15 protein-coding genes are annotated in these 14744 nt (G+C 64.9%); 3 read left to right on the top strand and 12 right to left on the bottom strand.

All coding sequences use genetic code 11. The features are described 5' to 3' along the window. Positions 1-12: 12 nt before the first annotated feature. On the bottom strand, positions 13-1047 hold the full coding sequence (locus AC0L3K_RS30435) for an ABC transporter substrate-binding protein (protein ID WP_473367420.1): 1035 nt from the start codon (positions 1045-1047) through the stop codon (positions 13-15). A gap of 273 nt (positions 1048-1320) precedes the next feature. On the opposite strand from AC0L3K_RS30435, the gene AC0L3K_RS30430 reads away from it, so the two are divergent. Further along, complete coding sequence (locus AC0L3K_RS30430; RefSeq protein ID WP_473367419.1) at positions 1321-2220, top strand: LysR substrate-binding domain-containing protein; 900 nt, start codon at positions 1321-1323, stop codon at positions 2218-2220. A gap of 199 nt (positions 2221-2419) precedes the next feature. Here AC0L3K_RS30430 and AC0L3K_RS30425 read toward each other — a convergent pair whose 3' ends face one another. The 9 genes from AC0L3K_RS30425 to AC0L3K_RS30385 form a co-directional block, all read right to left on the bottom strand. Continuing rightward, on the bottom strand, positions 2420-3793 hold the full coding sequence (locus tag AC0L3K_RS30425) for an amidohydrolase family protein (RefSeq protein WP_473367418.1): 1374 nt from the start codon (positions 3791-3793) through the stop codon (positions 2420-2422). After that, positions 3790-5373: an ABC transporter substrate-binding protein gene (locus AC0L3K_RS30420; protein ID WP_473367417.1), complete on the bottom strand. Its 1584-nt coding sequence runs from the start codon at positions 5371-5373 to the stop codon at positions 3790-3792. The genes AC0L3K_RS30425 and AC0L3K_RS30420 overlap by 4 nt, the downstream gene beginning before the upstream one ends. A gap of 225 nt (positions 5374-5598) precedes the next feature. Further along, positions 5599-6249 carry an aspartate/glutamate racemase family protein gene (locus tag AC0L3K_RS30415; RefSeq protein ID WP_473367416.1) on the bottom strand — a complete coding sequence of 217 codons (651 nt, stop codon included), beginning with the start codon at positions 6247-6249 and terminating at the stop codon, positions 5599-5601. An 8-nt stretch (positions 6250-6257) separates the two neighbouring features. Continuing rightward, positions 6258-7142, bottom strand: a complete 885-nt coding sequence (locus AC0L3K_RS30410; RefSeq protein ID WP_473367415.1) for a polysaccharide deacetylase family protein — start codon at positions 7140-7142, stop codon at positions 6258-6260. Beyond that, on the bottom strand, positions 7129-7944 hold the full coding sequence (locus AC0L3K_RS30405) for an ABC transporter substrate-binding protein (protein WP_473367414.1): 816 nt from the start codon (positions 7942-7944) through the stop codon (positions 7129-7131). The genes AC0L3K_RS30410 and AC0L3K_RS30405 overlap by 14 nt, the downstream gene beginning before the upstream one ends. A gap of 15 nt (positions 7945-7959) precedes the next feature. Then, the gene (locus tag AC0L3K_RS30400; protein ID WP_473367413.1) at positions 7960-8724 is read right to left on the bottom strand and encodes an amino acid ABC transporter ATP-binding protein; all 765 of its coding nucleotides are present in this window, start codon (positions 8722-8724) and stop codon (positions 7960-7962) included. Further along, positions 8721-9578, bottom strand: coding sequence for an amino acid ABC transporter permease (locus AC0L3K_RS30395; RefSeq protein WP_035993541.1), 858 nt, complete (start codon positions 9576-9578; stop codon positions 8721-8723). Before AC0L3K_RS30395 ends, AC0L3K_RS30400 begins: the two co-directional genes overlap by 4 nt. Further along, positions 9575-10399 carry an ABC transporter substrate-binding protein gene (locus AC0L3K_RS30390; RefSeq protein ID WP_473367412.1) on the bottom strand — a complete coding sequence of 275 codons (825 nt, stop codon included), beginning with the start codon at positions 10397-10399 and terminating at the stop codon, positions 9575-9577. Before AC0L3K_RS30390 ends, AC0L3K_RS30395 begins: the two co-directional genes overlap by 4 nt. A gap of 35 nt (positions 10400-10434) precedes the next feature. Then, positions 10435-11391, bottom strand: a complete 957-nt coding sequence (locus tag AC0L3K_RS30385) for an N-carbamoyl-D-amino-acid hydrolase (RefSeq protein ID WP_473367411.1) — start codon at positions 11389-11391, stop codon at positions 10435-10437. Positions 11392-11542: 151 nt separating this feature from the next. Between AC0L3K_RS30385 and AC0L3K_RS30380 the strand changes: the two genes are divergently transcribed. After that, positions 11543-12475 carry a LysR family transcriptional regulator gene (locus tag AC0L3K_RS30380; protein WP_473367410.1) on the top strand — a complete coding sequence of 311 codons (933 nt, stop codon included), beginning with the start codon at positions 11543-11545 and terminating at the stop codon, positions 12473-12475. A 17-nt stretch (positions 12476-12492) separates the two neighbouring features. Further along, complete coding sequence (locus AC0L3K_RS30375; RefSeq protein WP_473367409.1) at positions 12493-13212, top strand: type 1 glutamine amidotransferase; 720 nt, start codon at positions 12493-12495, stop codon at positions 13210-13212. A 110-nt stretch (positions 13213-13322) separates the two neighbouring features. On the opposite strand, the gene AC0L3K_RS30370 is transcribed toward AC0L3K_RS30375, so the two are convergent. After that, positions 13323-13790: a nuclear transport factor 2 family protein gene (locus AC0L3K_RS30370; RefSeq protein ID WP_007596408.1), complete on the bottom strand. Its 468-nt coding sequence runs from the start codon at positions 13788-13790 to the stop codon at positions 13323-13325. A gap of 77 nt (positions 13791-13867) precedes the next feature. Beyond that, the gene (locus tag AC0L3K_RS30365; RefSeq protein ID WP_245285938.1) at positions 13868-14272 is read right to left on the bottom strand and encodes a YbgC/FadM family acyl-CoA thioesterase; all 405 of its coding nucleotides are present in this window, start codon (positions 14270-14272) and stop codon (positions 13868-13870) included. Positions 14273-14744 lie beyond the last annotated feature (472 nt).

Here is a 14744-nt window from a genome sequence, read left to right as displayed (position 1 = left end):
CGCTGCGACCGATCAGCGTTCGACCTCGCGATTCCAGCGCTTGGTCCATTCCTCGCGCTTCTCGTTGATGACGGTCCAATCCGGATTGTACAGCTTTGCGGCGCGCTCGCCGATCGGCGCCATCTTGCCGAGCTCGGGCGGGATGATCAGCGATTTCAGCACCGGGCCGTAGCCGTAGTCCTTCAGCATCACGAGCTGGATCTTGGGTTCGAGCAGCATCTTGACGAAGCTGGACGCAAGCGGTGAGGCGTTCGGCTTGGTGATCGGACAGGCGGTGGTCAGCAGCGTTGCGGCGCCTTCCTTCGGATAGACGAAGTCGACGGGGAAGCCGGTATTGGCAAAGCTCTGCACGCGGCCCGTGCCCCACACCGCGATCACGGCCTGGCCGGACTGAAACAGCTCGGTCATCTTGCCCGGCGACGGCTCGTAGGCCAGCACGTTCGGATTGATCTGTTCCTTGAAGATCTTGAAGCCGGAATCGACATTGGACTCGCCGCCGCCATTCATCTTCGACAACATCACCAGCGCTTCGAGGCCATAGGTGTTGTTGATCGGCGGGATCACGAGCTGCTTGGCGTATTTCGTGTCCTTCAGATCGTTCCAGGAGATCGGTGGCGACCAACCTTTTTCGGCAAACACCTTGGTGTTGTACATCAGGCCGGTGGCGACGATGCCGATCGCGACCGCGCGATCGTCCTTGAAGCGCGCCGTGTCGTAGAGATCGGCCGGCAGTCCCTCGAGCTTGCCGCAGAAGCCGAGCTGGATCGCCTGGTACATCGGGCCGTCGTCAACGATGGCGACATCGATCTGCTGGTTGCCCTTCTGCGCCTGGAGCTTGGCCAGCGTGTCGGTGGAATTGCCGGCCACGTACTCGACCTTGACGCCGTTCTCCTTCTCGAAGGCCGGGATCACCTCGTCGCGGATGGTCTTCTCGAACGAGCCGCCATAGCCGGCGACGTAGAGCGTCTTTTGCTGGGCCGTGGCGACCGACGGGGCGGCGATGAGAGCCGCGATGCTGACCGCTGTCAGAAGGCGAAAAGTCTTCATGTGGTCCGATCTCCATACCGGGATGAGGTGACGTGCCGACGTGTCTCGTTGGCTGAACCTTCCGCATTTCCTTCCGCGCGAATCCCGCATCCGACCAGGGCTCCGGCCCCTGTTCGACGGGTTTTGGCGCGATCCGGAGGTTTGAACCCCTCCAATCTGCCGAAAAAGCGGGCCGTCTCCAGCTCTGATGAAAAAGATCGCAAACTCTGGCTTCCATCGTCCAATGAATAATGGCAGCCTCTGCATGCCCAAATGTTATGAATGGAAATCAGGATGGCGCGGATCAATTCGCGGCAGGTGGAGGCCTTCCGCGCGACGATGCTGACCGGCAGCGTGACTGAGGCGGCGGCGCTGATGACCGTGACGCAGCCGGCGGTCTCCCGGTTGCTGCGCGACCTCCAGGCGCTGTTGAAGATGGAGCTGTTCGAACGGCGCGGCACCGGCCTCGTGCCGACCGCTGCGGCCATGGCGCTCTACACCGAAGTCGAGCGCTCCTTCGTCGGCCTCGAACGCATCACCGCGGCAGCCGAGGAAATCCGGGGCCGCCGCACCGGCTCACTGCGGATCGCGGCGCTGCCGGCGCTGTCGAACGGCTATTTGCCACGACTAACCGGACATTTTTTAAAGGAGCGGCCGAACCTCAACCTCGCCTTCTTCGGCGTGATTTCGCCGATCGTGGTCGATTGGGTGCTGAACAACCAGTGCGACGTCGGCTTTGCCGAGGTGCCGATCGCGCATTCCGGTCTGCCGAGCCAGAAGCTGCCCGCGCCGGCCCGCGTCGCGGTGCTGCCGACCGGTCACCGCCTCGCGGAAAAGGAAGTGCTGGAGCCGCGCGACTTCGAGGGCGAGACCTTCATCTCGTTGTCGGCGGGCTCGTCGAGCCGACATCTCGTCGACCAGGTCTTCCATCGCCACGATGTCCGCCGCGTGCTCAGGGTCGAGACCACGCTGTCCGAGATCATGTGCGGCATGGTGTCATCGGGGCTTGGCGTCGCCATCTGCGATCCTTTCACCGCGCAGGAATTTTCCACCCGCGGCGTCGTCGTGCGCCGCTTCCTGCCTCGTATCGACTTCGAATTCTCGGCGGTCTTTCCGGCGCAGCGCAGCCCCTCGCCGGTGGCGCTGGATCTGGTCGAGACCATGCGCAAGGCGCTCGCCGAATTCGAGGATTAGAACGCGTTTGGGTTGAAGCGATTTCGCCACGGGCTCGCTGCAACCTCTCCCGCTTGCGGGGGAGGTCGGCGCGAAGCGCCGGGTGGGGGCTCTCTCCTCATCGGGAGTGTCCCAGTATGGAGAGAGCCCTCTCCCCTGCCCTCTCCCGCAAGCAAGCGGGAGAGGGAGCGCACCTTCTTCGTGGCTCCCAGGAGAACGCTCAGCCGTTGAACGCGGCCTGTGCCTCCGGCAGGTTCCAGATCTTGCCGATCGCAGCGGTGCCGGCAGCTGTGATCGCCGCCTCGTCGGCGCCAAGATAGCGGCCGGCGTCGATCAGCATGCGGCCGTCGACCATGACCTGATCGATATTGGCGCGATTGGCGAGCGCGATCAGCGCGCGGCGCGGGTCAAACAGCGGTTGAAGATGCGGATGGGTGAGATCGACGATCGTGAGGTCGGCGGTCGCGCCGGGCTCGATGCGGCCGAGGTCAGGCCGATTGATGACATCGGCGGCGATTGCCGTGTTCGCCTCGATCAATTCGGGTGAGTTCGCGACATCGGCCCGCGCTGAGGTGATCTTGGAGATCAACGACGCGGCATTGAGTTCGCCGAGCAGGTCCATGTTGTAGCCATCGGTTCCGACCACGGTGCGAACGCCGTGTTCCGCAAACCGGCTGAACGCGGCGGTGACGCCGGCGCGCGCGAACACGCGCGGGCAGTTGAGCACCGTCATACCGCGCGCGGCCATCAGCTTGAGATCGTCGTCGGTGCTGAACATGCAGTGCGCCGCCATCAGATCGGGCGCCAGCAGGCCCAGCCAGTCGAGATATTGCGCCGGCGTGCGGCCGCCATAGCGTTTGCCGATCGTTTCAACCTCGGCGCGACTCTGAGCCATATGGGTCGTGATGGGCACCCCAAGCTCGCGCGCCCGCGCGGCGCATGCCTTCAACAGATCAGGCCCGCAAGTGTCCGTCGCATGCGGGCTCATCGCAAGGCCGATGCGACCGTCGCCGCGATTGTTCCAGCACTGGTAGAGCGCATCCCAGGTCGCCATGTCGGCGGTGCCGTCATCACCGGAATAGTGCACGACGCCGTCGGGGCCGGCCTTGGCGTCCGAGGTCGAAAAAAGATAGGGCGCACCGTAGAAGCGGATGCCCATCTCCTCTGCAGCGTCGAACATCTCCGGGATCGAATTGCGGAACGGCTCCATCACCGTGGTGGCGCCGCCCTTCAGGAGTTGAAGAATACCGAGCCGCGCCACCGCCATACGCTCTTCCGCCGACAAGATATCGGCGCCGCGCTTGGTCAGCGGCAGCAGCACCGTGTAGACGATGCTCTGGTTGTTCTTGCGGCCATTGCCGTCCTCGGTGTGGCTGCGCGCCACCGCTTCCGAGAAGCAGTGATTGTGCAAGTTCAACAGGCCCGGCAGCACGAAGCGGCCGGGGCGGTCATGCACCTCGTCAGCCTGCGGCTTGTCGCGCGTGACCGCGGCGATGGTCTTGCCTTCGATCAGGACCCAGTGGTCGCGCAACACGTCCTGCGCGCCATCCTTGCGTGACAGCACATAGCTGCCGAAAATTGCTGAGGTGCTCATGCGGGGCGTACGTTCCAGAACACGGCGGTGCCGTCGAGAATGCCGGTGATAGTTTTGCGATAGGCAGTCGGCTGCTTGTACAGGCCGATCGGAATATAGGGGATTTCCTGGAAAGCCACCGCCTGGATCTCGCGGCAGATGCGCTGCTGCTCGGCGAGCTCCGAGGCCGCGAGCCATTGGCTGCGCAGGCCGGCCATCTTCTCACTCGCATACCAGCCGGCGACCTTGCCCTCGCCGCGGATGTTGGTGTTGCCGGCCGGATTGAGCCAGTCGATGCCCTGCCAGTTGCCGACCGCGGCGCTCCAGCCGCCCTGCCCGATCGGGTCCTTCTTGAGCTGGCGCTGCAACACCACGGCGAAATCAAGTCCGGCATATTCCACGTTCATGCCGGCCTTGCGCAAGGAATCGACGGCGATCTCGCCGAGCGGCTTCTGCGCCAGTGAGTTGGTGGGGACGAGCACCACGATCTTCTCGCCATTATACCCCGCGGCCTTGAGGTCGGCCTTCACCTTGGCGTAGTCACGCGGGCCGCGGAACACGTCGAGGCCAACCTCGCTCGCCATCGGCGTATTCGGCGCGAAATAGCCGATCGGGGAGACCTGAAAGTTCGGGTCGGTACCGGCCACCGCGGTCATGAAGGCGGATTGATCGATCGCCCCCAGGAGCGCGCGGCGAACGGCAGGGTTGTCGAACGGCGGCTGAAGATGATTGAGGCGCAGCATACAGGCATAACCCCGGGGATCGAGGATGCGCGTTTCGATATCACCGGCGGCCTTGATGATCGGCAACAGATCGTGCGGCGTGGTCTCCTGCCAGTCCTGCTCGCCGGTCTGAAGCGCGGCGACGCCGGTGCCGGCATCGGGCGTGGTGGTCCAGACCACCCGATCGTAATGCACGATCTTCGGGCCCGCGGTCCAATCCGGCTTGCCATCCGTGCGCGGCTGATAGCGCTCGAACCTGGCATAGGCGTTGCGCGCACCCTGCACGCGCTCGTCGGCGAGATAGCGGAACGGGCCGCTGCCGATCACTTCGGTCAGCGGCTTGAACGGGTCCTGACTCGCGAGCCGCTCCGGCATCATGAAGCACGCGTTGATCGCGGCCTTGCCGAGCGCCTGCGGCAGCAGCGGGAATGGACGCTTGAGGCGGAAGCGGATGGTGCGGTCGTCAGCGGCCGACAACTTGTCGGTCGCCTCTATCAGCTCACCGCCAAAGCCGTCGCGCGCGGCCCAGCGGCGAATGCTGGCAACGCAGTCCCGCGCAAGCACGCGCTCGCCGTCGTGCCAGAACAGGCCGTCGCGCAACGTCAGATCCCACTGGAGTTGGTCACCGGAGATCGCGTGGCCCGACAGCATCTGCGGCGAGACTTGCAGGGAGGAGCTCATGCCATAGAGCGTGTCGTAGACCATGAAGCCGTGGTTTCGCGACACTTGTGCCGTGGAATAGATGGGGTCGACGAAGGCGAGGTCGATCACGGGAATGAAGCGCAGCGTGGTCTGGGATTCGGCGCGAACGATGCCCGGGAATGACAGGGCCGGCACAGCGGCTGCGGCCCTAAGGAGCGAGCGGCGAGAGATAGGCATTACGGGTGGCTCCTGTGTGACGCGATGTCCAGCCGCAGCGTCGGTGCGCCCCCTCCCCCGCTTGCGGGGGAGGGCTGGGGAAAGGGTGCCTCCGCAGGCGAGGACCCCCAAGAGGAGAGAGCCCTCACCCGCGCCTTCGGCGCAACCTCTCCCGCAAGCGGGAGAGGTTGCAGCCAGTGCGCGGCCAGAACGGTGTCAGAAAAGCAAGACCTCATCACTCGCGTCTCATCCGTTGAGCAAGACGGCACCGATCGCGGCCGCGACCGCCTGCTGCGCCGGCTCGACCACGGGAACGCCGATGGCATCCGCAATCGCTGCGCGATGCGAGGCCATGCCGGCGCAGCCCATCACCACGACATCGGCGCGGCATTGGGTGACCAGCGCGCGGCCGGCTTCGATCAACCGTCCCCGGATGTCCGCGCCTGCCGTCTCCGCCGCGCTCGCGCCGACCGACCAGCTTCCGGCATAACGGCTATCGACGCCCATCACCCGCACCATCCGCTGCTGGCGGCGAATGCTCGATGGCGACAGCGCGATGATTCCGAAACGTTCGCCCAGCATCAGCGCGCGAAAGATGCCGCACTCGGCGATGCCCATCACCGGGCGACCGCCGGCGGCTTCACGCACCGCATGCAGGCCGGGATCGCTGAAGCAGGCGAGCACGAACGCATCCGCATTGTCGCGCGACACGCGGTTGACCAGCGGCATCACGACGCTGTCGGCATCGCGCTGCGAGCTGATGCCCGGTGGCCCCTCGGCAAGGCCAACCACCTCGATGTCGGGCCCACCGGCGATGCGCAGCGGCGCGACCGCGTCGTCGATCGCCGCCGTCACCGACGCGGAGGAGTTGGGGTTGATGACAAGGATGCGGGTCATGGCGTGGCTCAGCTTTTTCCGGCCTCGTGGCGCAGGAAGTTTTCCGCGATCTTCTCGCCGGTTGTGATCCAGACATCGGGGCACGACTTTGCGTAAGTCAGAAACTCACGCAGCAGGCGCAGCCGCATCGGACGGCCGCTGCATTGCGGATGCAGCACCGTCGTCACCATCGCGCCCCAGTCTCTGGTTTCGTCGAGCTCGTCCTTCCAGATCGAGAGCACATGTTCCTTGGGGAAGATCGAGCGCGGGCTGAAGCGCGCGGAGAGCCCGTGCATCCAGTCGTCATAGCTCGCCGTGACCGGCAGCTCGATCGTGCCGGGCTTGCCGTCGGCAAGGCGATGGCGATAGGGCCGAACGTCATCACGGAAGGAGGACGTGTAGACGATGCCATGACGCACCAGCGCGACGCGCAGCTCCTCGGTGAACTCGCCGTAAGGCGCGCGATAGCCGGTCGGCCTGACACCGAGCCGGCGCTTCAGCGCCTCGAAGCCGCGTTCCAACTCCTCCTCGATCCAGGGATCGCCGGGATCAGGCAGCAAGTGATGATAGCCGTGATGGCCGATCTCGTGACCGGCCTTGAGGATGGATTCCGCCATTGCCGGATGCGCGTCGACCGACCATCCCGTAACGAAGAAGGTCGCCTTGAGATCGAGCTGGTCGAGCAGCTCCAGGAGTTTCGGCGTGCCGACGCGCGCCTCATAGCCGCCATAGCTCATGGTGATGAGCCGCTGCGCATGTACCGCGTCCTTGCTGGTCCAGGCGCTCTCCGCGTCCACGTCGAACGACAGGAACATCGCCGAGTTGTACGGCTTCGGCCAGGGGTATTCCGGCGCGGGATCCGCCGTGTTGGCCGGGGTGAGCGGAATGCTCTGGAGTGCCTTACTGTCCAGCATTGATGGTCGCCTTTTCGAGTGCGTTGTCGGTCAGTTTCCACTTGGCGAGCAGGGTCTTGTAGGTGCCGTCGGCAATCAGCGCGTCGACTGCCTCCAGCATGGCCTGCTGAAGAGCCTTTTCCTTCACTGGGAGGGCAATGCCGGTGAATTGCTGCGAGATGGGCGTGCCGACCGGTGCATACGCGCCGGGCTCGAGACCCATGATGTAAGGCAGCGTTTCGTTTCCCTGCACGGCGGCGTCGATGCGGCCCTGCTTGAGCTGGGTGCGGGCATCGGCCGAGCCGTCGGTGCCGACGAAGTCGATCGGAGCGCTGCCGCAGTTCTTCTCGCTCCAGGCCGCGATCTCGGCCGGAAATTTGGTACGGCGGCTGGCGCCGACCTTCTTGCCGCAGAGCGCGGCTGCGTCCTTGAACTCCGCTTTGCGCGACTGCTGCACGAAGAACTGCGGACCGCTGCGAAGATAATCGACGAAGGACGCGATTTCGTGCCGGCTGGCATAGTCCGTGAAGCCGGACAGAATGGCATCCACCCGGCCCGTCGAAATCGACGGCATGAACTCGGCAAAGCTGGTCTCGGTCCATTCGATCTTGACGCCAAGCTTGCGCCCGAGCGCCTCGCCGAGGTCGATATCGAAGCCCGACAGCGCGTTGGTGGCGGGATCGCGGAACTCCATCGGCGGATAGTTCGGCACCACCGCCACCTTGATGCTGCCGCGCTTGGCGATCTCCGCCGGCAGCTCGATGGCCATCGCCGAGACACTCATGGCACCGAACAGCGCCACAGCTACCAAAAGTCTCTTCATCAACACGTCCCCATTTCAGATCACTGCCGAAAGAAATGCCCTGGTGCGCTCCTCGCGCGGCGCGCCCAAGACATCGGATGCGCGCCCCTGCTCGATGATCGCGCCCTGGTCCATGTAGACGACGCAGTCGGCGACCTCGCGTGCGAAGCCGAGTTCGTGCGTCACGACCATCATGGTCATGCCGCTTCGCGCCAGCTCCTTCATGACCGCCAAGACCTCGCCGACGAGCTCGGGATCGAGCGCGCTGGTCGGCTCGTCGAACAGCATCAGCATCGGCTTCATGGCAAGCGCGCGGGCAATCGCGACGCGCTGCTGCTGGCCGCCGGAGAGCTGGGCGGGATACGAGTCCGCTTTGGCCGACAATCCGACGCGCCGCAGCAGCTCGATCGCCTCCGCACGCACCTCGTCGGATTTTCGGCTCTGGACTTGGAGCGGACCTTCGGTGATGTTTTCGAGCGCGGTCTTGTGTGGAAACAGGTTGAAGCGCTGGAACACCATGCCGGTCTTCAGCCGCTGCCGCCCGATCTCGCGTTCGCTGAGCCGATGCAGCCGGCCGCCCTGCTCCCGCACGCCCAAGAGCTCGCCGTCGAGCCAGATGCCGCCACTGTCGATCGCGGCGAGCTGGTTGATGCAGCGGAGCAGCGTGGTCTTGCCCGAGCCGGAGGCGCCGATCAGACACATCACCTCGCCGGGCCGGATGTCGAGCGAGACATTTTTGAGAGCCTGAAACTCGCCAAAACTCTTGCTGACGGAGCGGATCGCGACGAGGGGTTTTGTCATCGCGCGAGCCGCAACGTGCCGCGCGCAAAACGGCGTTCGAGCAGCATCTGGAGCGGCGTCAGGACCGAGACGACGAGCAGGTACCAGAGCCCGGCCACGATCAGGAGTTCGATCACGCGCGAATTGGCGTAGTAGATGTTTTCGGCGTTGTGCAGCAACTCCGGATACTGGATGACGCTGGCGAGCGAGGTCGCCTTCACCATGCCGATGAACTCATTGCCGAGCGGCGGGATCACCACTCGCATCGCCTGCGGCAGCACGATCCGGCGCAGCGCACGCAAGCGTCCCATGCCGATCGCCTGCGCCGCCTCATATTGCCCGATATCGACCGACAGCATGCCGGCGCGCATCACTTCGGAGGTATAGGCACCCTGGTTGATGCCAAGCCCGAGCAGCGCGGCAAGGAACGGCGTCATGACGTCGACGGCGCGCGCGCTCCACAGGCCGGGAATGCCGATGGTCGGAAACACCAGCGCGAGATTGAACCACAGCAGCAGTTGCAGGATCAGCGGCGTACCGCGGAATAACCAGGTGTAGCCGGCGGCGACGGTCTTCAGCACCGGATTGGGCGACAGCCGCATGATCGCGACGACCACGCCGAGGAAGATGCCGAGCGCCATTGCCAGAACCGCCATCACCATGGTGTTGACGATGCCTTCCAGAATGACCTTGACGGTCAGGAAGCGGCTAACATACGACCATTCGATCTGGCCGCCCGCGAAGGCGCGAACGATCAATGCGAGCACAGCAACGATCAGCGCTGCGCTGAGCCAGCGAAACCAATGCGGCTTGCGCGCGATCCGCATCCCCGACAGATCGGGAAAACCCTCCGCGAGTGCCGGTGCCGGCATCATTGCGCCGCCGCGTTCAGCATGGGCTGGGCGACCGCGTTGGCGCCGAGACCCCATTTGTCGAGGACAGCCTTGTAGGAGCCGTCGGCGATCATCGCGGTGAGCTTCTCGGTCACCACCTCACGCAGGGCCGCATCGTCCTTGCGGAACATGATGCCTTGATATCCTTTGGCAAAGGGCTCGCCGATCACGCGGTATTTGCCGGGCTCCTGCGTCTGCGCATAAGGCAGCGTCTCGCTGCCTTGTACGGCGGCGTCGATGCGGCCCTGCTTGAGCTGGTTGCGGACGTCGATCGAGTTCTCGCCCGGCACGTACTGGATCGCCGGCTTGCCGGCCGGCTCGCAATTCTGCTTGCTCCACTTCTCGATCTCGACCGGGAAGCTGGTGCTGCGGGTGGTCCCGACCTTCTTGCCGCAGAGATCGGTCGCAGCTTTGGCTTCGTTCTCCGCCATCACGAAGAACTGCGGGCCGGTCCCGAGATAATCGACGAAATCTGCGGTCTCGCGCCGCGAGGCGCGATCGGAGATGCCGGAGATGATGAAATCGGCGCGCTTGGTCTGAAGCGACGGGATCAATTCGGCGAACGGCGTCTCGCTCCAGACGATCTTCACGCCGAGGCGCTTTGCGAGCTCGTTCGCCAGATCGACGTCGAGCCCGACGAGCTCATTGGTCGCGGGATCGCGATATTCCATCGGCGCGTAAGTGGAGTTGACCGTGAGCTTCAACGCGCCCGCCTGCTTGATCTCGGCCGGAAGCTCCGCCGCCTGCGCGGACGTCGCGGCCGCCAGCGCTGCGATGCCGAGGAAATACCAGAGGCGCGTCATATCGGCTCCTTTGCCAACGTTGTTGGAACATCCTGTCAGTCCGCGTCGAGAACCGCGGGTTCGATGACGCCGGCGCGTTCGGTGATTACCCTGTATTGTTCCGGCCGCCGGTGCGCGGCGAAGTTGAACATCTTGTCCTTGCCCTGGCGGCAGAGGTCGAGATCGATGTCGGCGACGATCACCTCGTCAGTCAGCGTTGCGGCCTGCGCCACGATGCGGCCATTGGGATCGACGATGCAGGAGCCGCCGATCAGCCCGGAGCCGTCCTCCTCGCCCGCCTTCGCCACCGAGATCGCCCAGGTTGCGTTCATGTAGGCGTTGGCCTGCGTTACCAGCGTAGAGTGGAAGGTCCGCAAGGAGGCATCTTCCGTGCTGCCGCCATTGGGATCATAGGCCGCCGAATTGTAGCCGATGCAGACAAGCTCGACGCCCTGCAGGCCAAGTACGCGCCAGGATTCCGGCCAGCGGCGATCGTTGCAGATCATCATGCCCATGATGGCGTGGGCCCAGGCCGAGCCGGCGCGGAAGGCGGGAAAGCCGAGGTCACCATAGCCGAAATAGCGCTTCTCGAGCTGCTGGTAGCGCGCACCTTGTCGCGGCTCGACCGAGCCCGGCAGGTGCACCTTGCGATAACGGCCGAGCAGCTCGCCGTCGCGATCGACCAGGACGGCGCAATTGTAGCGGCGTCCATCCGGCGTCAGCTCGGCATAGCCGACATAGAAGCCGACGCGCAGCGCACGCGCACGGTCGAACAAGGCAGCGACGTTCGGGTTCGGCATGCCGCGTTCGAAATAATGGTCGAGCGCCTCGCCTTCGAGCAGCCAACGCGGAAAGAACGTGGTGAAGGCGAGCTCGGGAAACACCACGAGGCTGGCGCCGCGGCCGGCCGCCTCCTCCAGCAGCGCAAGCATCCGCGACAGCGTATGCTCGCGCGTATCGGCTTTTTGCGTTGGCCCCATCTGTGCGGCGGCGGCGCGAAGGACACGAACCAAGATTGCCTCCAATCTGTGCGCAGTGGCGCCTCAATGGGCGAATGAACCCTTTGATGCGACGTGCAAATCCGCTGCCATTACGCGGAAGCGGGGCTGCAAAATCAATTCGTTCTGCTATGATGTTTTGGCCCTGAGTATAATCGGCAGTGATATGAACCTGCGCCAGCTCGAGATCCTCCGCGCCGTCATCCGCCACCGCACCACGGTTGCGGCCGCCGACGAACTGGCGTTGTCGCAGCCCGCCGTCAGCAATGCGCTGAAGACGATGGAGGCGCAGGCGGGTTTTGCGCTGTTCGAACGCGTCAACAACCGGCTGTTTCCGACCACGGAAGCGATGGCGCTCTACAAAGAGAGCGAGGCGATCTTCGCGCTGCACGCAAAGCTCGAGAACCGCGTGCGCGATCTGCGCGAGAACCGCTCCGGGCATCTCGCGCTGGTCGCGACGCCGCCGCTCGCCTACAGCATCATCCCCTCGGCGCTGTCAGGTTTCCTGCGCCGCCGCCCGGAGACACGGGTGTTCTTCGACGTGCGGCGCTACGAGGGGATCATCGAAGGCGTGCTCAACCGCGTCGCCGAGCTCGGCTTTGCGCTCGGGCTGACACATCATCCGGGCATCGCCCATGAGGTGGTGCACACCGGCGAGATGGTGTGCGTGCTGCCGCCGCAGCACCCGCTCGCCGACCGGCCGGTGATCTCGGCAGCCGACCTGTCCGGCCTGCCCTTCATCGGGCTCGAGCGCGGCACGCGGCTTGGTGAGGCCGTGCGCGACAGTTTTGCCCGCGCCGGCGCGCCGTTCCGGCCGACTGTCGAGGTGCGCTACTGCAACACGGCCTGCGTGCTCGCCGCCGCCGGCGTCGGCGCCGCGGTGGTCGATCCCTTCTCGCCGCGGCAGAACGGCGGGACCGGCCTCGTCGTGCGGCCGTTCGCGCCGACGACGCACGCGGTGGCCTATATGCTATGGTCGGAAGCAGAGCCGCTGTCGCGCCTCGCCAAGGCGTTTCTCAACGAGGTCCGGAAAGAGAGTGCGCTGCTGGAGCGCACAGCGCCACACCAGCAACATGGGTCAGAAAGCGACCAAGCTTGAGCTTTACCAGAGGGCGCATGGCACGCATCACTATCATCGAGACCGGGCAGGTCCCACAGAAATATCGCGAGCGCCACGGTTCGTTCCCCGACATGTTCAAGCGCATGGTCCGCGCTGAGGATCCGACAGCCACGATCGACATCGTTAGCATCCCGAGCGGCGATGCGCTGCCCGATCCGCGCAATTTGGAGGCGGTGCTGATCACCGGCGCCGCCGCCGGCGTCTATGACGGGCTCGACTGGATCGCGCCGCTGGAAGATTTCGTGCGCACGGCCTACGCCAGCAGGACACCGATGGTCGGCATCTGCTTCGGTCATCAGCTGATCGCGCAGGCGCTCGGCGGCACCGTACGCAAGTCGGAGAAGGGCTGGGGCATCGGCCGGCACGTCTATCAGGTGCTGCCGGACAACGGCATCGTCGACGGCGAAGCGGTCGCCATCGCCTGCTCGCATCAGGACCAGGTGATCGAGCCGCCCAACGATGCGCTGACGATCCTCTCCTCCGAATTCACCCCGCACGCCGGCCTGCTCTACGCCAACGGCGCGACGCTCACCGTGCAGCCGCATCCGGAGTTCGACGTGGAGTTTGCGCAAGTGTGCTGCGAGCTGCGCGACGGCAAGGCGCCGGACGCCGTCGTTGCCACGGCGAAGGAGTCGCTGGCGGAGCCGATGGACCACGCCAAGCTTGGTGGGGCGATTACGAGATTTCTGGCGCGCAGGCCCATCTCCTCATCCTGAGGAGCGCGCCATTTGCGCGCGTCTCGAAGGATCGAGGCCCCGCTACAGCAACGGGGGCCCGCATGTTTCGAGACGCCGCTTCGCGGCTCCTCACCATGAGGCTTGAAATCTCAGAACGGATCGGTTCCCAACCCCGCCACATCCGCCGGCCTCGGCCCCGGTGCCGGCCAGTGAAACCGCCGGTCCTTCTCCGTAATCACCACGTCGTTGATCGACGCTTCGCGCCGCCGCATCAGGCCGTGCTCGTCGAACTCCCACTGCTCGTTGCCGTAGGAGCGATACCACTGGCCGCTCGCATCGTGCCATTCGTACTGGAAGCGCACGGCGATGCGGTTTTCGTCGAACGCCCAGAGGTCCTTGATCAGGCGGTAGTCGTGCTCCTTCTCCCATTTGCGGGTGAGGAATGCGACGATGGCTTCACGCCCCTGAAACATTTCGGAGCGATTGCGCCAGCGGCTGTCCTCGGTATAGGCGAGCGAGACGCGCACCGGGTCGCGCGAATTCCAGGCATCCTCGGCCATGCGGGCCTTTTGCGCTGCGGTCTCACGGGTAAAGGGCGGAAGCGGCGGGCGCGACATGAGGACCTCATCGGTTGGCGGGAGTGCAATCTATCGCCGCGCGCGGGGGAGTCGAGGGGCCGCCCGCTATCGCCCGATCACGAAATCAGATCAGCCTTCATCAAGGCGCGGATCGATTTCGGGATCGGCTGGGCGCGGCCGCCGCTGATGAAGGCGACGCGTACCTCGGCTTTGACCAGCACGTTTTCCCCGCGCCGCACCTCCTGCGCCAGCATGATCGAGGCGCCCTTTACCGCGACCGGCCAAGTCACGACATCGAGCACGTCGTCCATCCGGGCAGGCTTGAGGAAATCCAGATGCATCGAGCGCACCACGAAGGCGAAGCTTGTGTCTTCCGCCTCGGCCTGCTCGAACAATGCCTGCTGCTCGGCGCCCATCAGCCGCAGATGATTGGTCCGTCCGCGCTCCATGAAGCGCAAATAGTTGGCGTGATAGACGATGCCGGAAAACTCTGGTTTGACGATATCGCAACAGAATGCCAAGTTCTTGATTTCGTTGGGGCGCTGGAGGGCGATAGCGTGAACAAGCGCAGATTTTTCTACGTCCCTTTCATGGCGAGCCGCAGCGCCTTCGGGATCAGCTTCAGTGTTCACCTAGCTCGCCTCGAGAGAAATGTCAGCCCGGCCGCGAGCATAGCGGCCCGAAGGGGCATGCGGGACGAGTGCAGCGACAACACCGGTGTTTGAGCGGTACGCGGGAACGGGGCCGTGATAACGCTCGCCACAGGCGAGCCCGTTTTCCGAGTGCCCCCGGCGAGGAGCACTTTATGGCTTGCGCGAGGCATCGTGATCCGAAGGGCCGAGACAGCATGGCTCGGCAAGCTGGCTCATAGAGCCCCGGGCGCGGCGCGGCCGCGCCCCCCACCGAATTAGACCCCGACTTGTGCCCTGGGCGCAACCGCCGCACTTATGAGCCGGAGTTCGGGCGCTCCGATCGCGGACCACCCACCACGGC

Source organism: Bradyrhizobium sp. MI1.10 (assembly GCF_055811035.1).
This window is presented reverse-complemented; position numbering and strand designations above follow the sequence as displayed.